This is a genomic window from Aeromonas popoffii (assembly GCF_000820025.1).
GTDB lineage: Bacteria > Pseudomonadota > Gammaproteobacteria > Enterobacterales > Aeromonadaceae > Aeromonas > Aeromonas popoffii.
In genome coordinates this window covers 16,184-19,765 of the sequence record NZ_CDBI01000032.1, presented here as the reverse complement: position 1 = coordinate 19,765, position 3,582 = coordinate 16,184, and the positions used below count along the sequence as shown (strand labels likewise).

Here is a 3,582-nt window from a genome sequence, read left to right as displayed (position 1 = left end):
TCAATCAACACCCGTGAGTAGTTCACCTCGCAGGTACGCTGCAGGGACATCAAATCAGGCACATAGCGCCTGGCCTGGGTGTGAACGAGCGCCACCTTTAGCGCCCCGCCAGCCAGCGCGCCCGCAGCTCGCCGTGATTGAGGGCCAGCCACTGCAAGGCAATGACGGAGGCCGCGTTGTCGATGCGCCCCTCTTTGAGCCAGGCATAGGCCTGCTCGCGGCTCACCACGTGCACCCGGATATCCTCACCCTCTTCCGCCAGACCGTGGATCCCCTCGGCCTTGCTGGCATCCACCTCGCCCACATAGACCTCGATGCGCTCTGTGCTGCCACCCGGGCTCACCAGATAGCTGATGGCATGCTCGCAGCGACCCACTTCGATCCCAGCCTCTTCCACGGCCTCGCGACGCACCACGGCTTCGGCGGTTTCCCCTTCATCAATGATGCCAGCCACCAGCTCCAGCAGCCAGGGCGTGGCGCTGGTCTCAATGGCGCCGATGCGGAACTGCTCCACCAGCACTATCTGGTCGCGCACAGGATCATAGGGCAGCAGGGCGCTGGCATGGCCACGCTCGAACAGCTCGCGCACTATGGGTTCATTCCAGCCCCCCGCAAATAACCTGTGCTGTAGGCGATAGACGTTTACTTTGAAGAAGCCGTTATATCCTGATGATTTATCGATAATTTTTACATCATCGGCAGAATAGTGACGGGTTTGGGGCAAGGCTTGCTGCGACATACGAGACTCCCGCCAGCTTGACTTGGCTCGGTTTGACCATAAAATCCGAGAACATGAATGAACATTCATTCACTCGTTCCCGACGGAGATGAGGGATGGATTTTAGCAGCCACAGGGTATTTGGCTAGGCACGAGGGGGAGAAAACTCCCCCTCGTGCCTGACGTTCTTGTCGCTGGAAAAGAGCCAGTTATCATAAAATTTTGCTTATAGTGGAGCGATTAAGCTGAAATCAAGCTTGGTCAGTGACAATAACCCTCCTTCATCCAGCGACAGCTTTGGGTTAATACATAAGGTTAAAACGATCAATGAAAAGAACACTCTTGTCAGCCATGGTGTTGCTGGGCGTCAGCGCCGGCGTCCATGCCGAAAACCTGCTCGATATTTACCAACAGGCCCAGATCAAGGACACCCAGCTGCAGGAATCCAAGGCCAGGCGTGACCAGGCCTTCGAGAAAATCAACGAATCCCGTGCAACTCTGCTTCCACAGGTCGATCTGGAAGCAGGTCTGAGCCACCTGCAAAACAAAGGTGATACCCTGACCGGTTCGACTGCCAACGGAAAAGTTGCGCTAACGCAATCCCTCTATCGTCGCAGTAACTGGATCAACCTGGATATCACCGAGAAGAGCGCCACCCAGTCCGACGTGGCCTACAACCTCGAAGCCCAGAACCTGATGCTGCGCACCTCCCAAGCCTATTTCGACGTGCTCAAGGCGATGGACATCCTGGAGTTCGTTCGCGCCAACAAGGCTGCTGTGGAACGCCAGCTGGAACAGACCCAGCAGCGCTTCGAAGTGGGCCTGACCGCCATCACGGACGTGCATGAGGCCGAGGCCGAGCGCGACAAGGCGCTGGCCGACGAGATCAGTGCCGAAAATACCCTGGACAACAGCTACGAGAGCCTGCGTGAACTGACCGGCATCGATCACCGTAATCTGGCTGTGCTCAACACCGAGCGATTCAGCCCGCAGAAGACCGCTTTTGGCTCCGAAAAGTGGCTGGAGCTGGCACTGGACAAGAATCTGCAACTGCACAACGCGCGTATCGCCAAGGACATTGCCAAGGAGCAGATCGACCTGCAGAAGACCGGTCATGAGCCGACCCTGGATCTGGATGCCGGTCTGAAGACCAGCTATACCGATTACAAAGACGAGATCCGCAACCCCGATGGCAATGCCAATCAGTCCAACATTGGCCTGACCTTCAAGCTGCCTATCTACAGCGGTGGAGCCACCAGCTCCAAAGTGAAGCAGGCCCAGTACGACTACGTGGCTGCCAGCGAGCAGCTGGAGAAGAACTTCCGCTCGGTACAGAGCACTGTGCGCTCCTCTTACAACAACGTGAACGCCAGCATCGGCTCGGTACGCGCCTACAGCCAGTCAGTGGTCTCCGCCGACAGCGCCCTGAAAGCGACTGAAGCCGGTTACGAAGTGGGTACCCGCACCATAGTCGACGTGCTGGACTCCACCCGTAAGCTGTACGATGCCAAGCAGAAGCTCTCTGCCGCTCGTTACAGCTACATCCTCAACATCCTGAGCCTGAAACAGGCTGCCGGTGTGCTGGAAGAGAAAGATCTGGTGGAAGTGAACCAGGGCTTGATGCCTGCCACGGCAAAAACCAAAACCAACGCCTGATAGCCGCTATCGGGAATGAAGAAGGCGACCACAGGGTCGCCTTCTTGTTCTCCGGATTGCTGTCGAGCTGAACGAGCAGAAGTGTCGGCCCCGCCATGTTACGGGGCCAATGGAGCAGTTAGCCGCGCTCGCGGATAGTCTTGATGATATCGGAGGTAGAGCAGCCATCCTCGAAGTTGAGCACGCGCACCTCGCCACCATTGGCGGTCACCTCGTCGTAACCGGCAATATCCTCCGGCTTGTAGTCCCCCCCCTTGACCAACAGGTCGGGCAACACTTCAGCGATCAGCCGCTGGGGCGTATCTTCGGCGAAAGGCACCACCCAGTCCACGGCGCCCAGCGCGGCCAGCACGGCCATGCGGCGGTCGGTCGAATTGACCGGGCGACCCGGCCCTTTCAGGCGACGGACGGAGTCATCGGTATTGACCGCCACTATCAGGCGATCCCCCAACTTGCCGGCATTGGCGAGGTAGGAAACGTGACCAGCGTGCAGTATGTCGAAACAGCCGTTGGTCATCACCACCTTCTCCCCACGCAAGCGGGCAGCCTGCACGGCAACCTTGAGCTGAGCCTCGGACATGACACCAAAGCCAGTCTCCTGCTCGGTGTAAAGCGCATTGGCAAGCTCGACCGGGCTGACGGTGGAAGTACCCAGCTTGCCGACCACTATGCCGGCGGCGGTGTTGGCCAAGGCACACGCCTCTTCCAGGCTCATGCCAGCGGCCAGCGAGGTGGCCAGGGTGGAGATGACAGTATCACCGGCACCGGTCACGTCGTAGACCTCTTGGGCCAGAGCAGGCAGGTGCAGCTCTGGCTGACCTTCGCGGATCAGGGTCATGCCGTTTTCAGAACGGGTGACCAGCAGGGCCTCCAGCTCGAAACGCTTGACCAGCGCCAGTCCCTTGGCAACCAGATCCTCTTCACCTTTCACCTTGCCCACCACAGCCTCGAACTCGGACATGTTGGGAGTCAGCAGGGTGGCGCCGCGATACTTCTCAAACTCGGTCCCCTTGGGGTCGACCAGGACGGGAATACCTGCGGCACGGGCACGCTGGATCATGCCGGGTACATCGTTGAGGGCACCCTTACCGTAGTCGGAGAGGATCATCACGTCGCAGTTAGGCAGCGCCTGCTCCACCTTGTGCATCAGCAGAGTGGAATCGACATCATGGAACGCCTCCTCGAAGTCGAGGCGCAGCAGTTGCTGG

At 58.7% G+C, this 3,582-nt stretch carries 3 protein-coding genes; 1 reads left to right on the top strand and 2 read right to left on the bottom strand.

Annotation, left to right across the window (positions count from 1 at the left end):
- Window positions 1-97: 97 nt before the first annotated feature.
- On the bottom strand, window positions 98-739 hold the full coding sequence (nudF, locus tag BN1129_RS06665; protein ID WP_042035364.1) for an ADP-ribose diphosphatase: 642 nt from the start codon (window positions 737-739) through the stop codon (window positions 98-100).
- Between the two features lie 306 nt (window positions 740-1,045).
- Between nudF and tolC the strand changes: the two genes are divergently transcribed.
- A complete protein-coding gene (gene tolC, locus BN1129_RS06660; protein ID WP_042035362.1) occupies window positions 1,046-2,374 on the top strand; it encodes an outer membrane channel protein TolC in 1,329 nt (442 codons plus the stop codon).
- 118 nt (window positions 2,375-2,492) lie between these two features.
- Here the strand turns inward: tolC and hldE are convergent.
- Window positions 2,493-3,582, bottom strand: a 1,090-nt coding sequence (hldE, locus tag BN1129_RS06655; protein WP_042035361.1) for a bifunctional D-glycero-beta-D-manno-heptose-7-phosphate kinase/D-glycero-beta-D-manno-heptose 1-phosphate adenylyltransferase HldE, incomplete at its 5' end; no start/stop codon positions are given.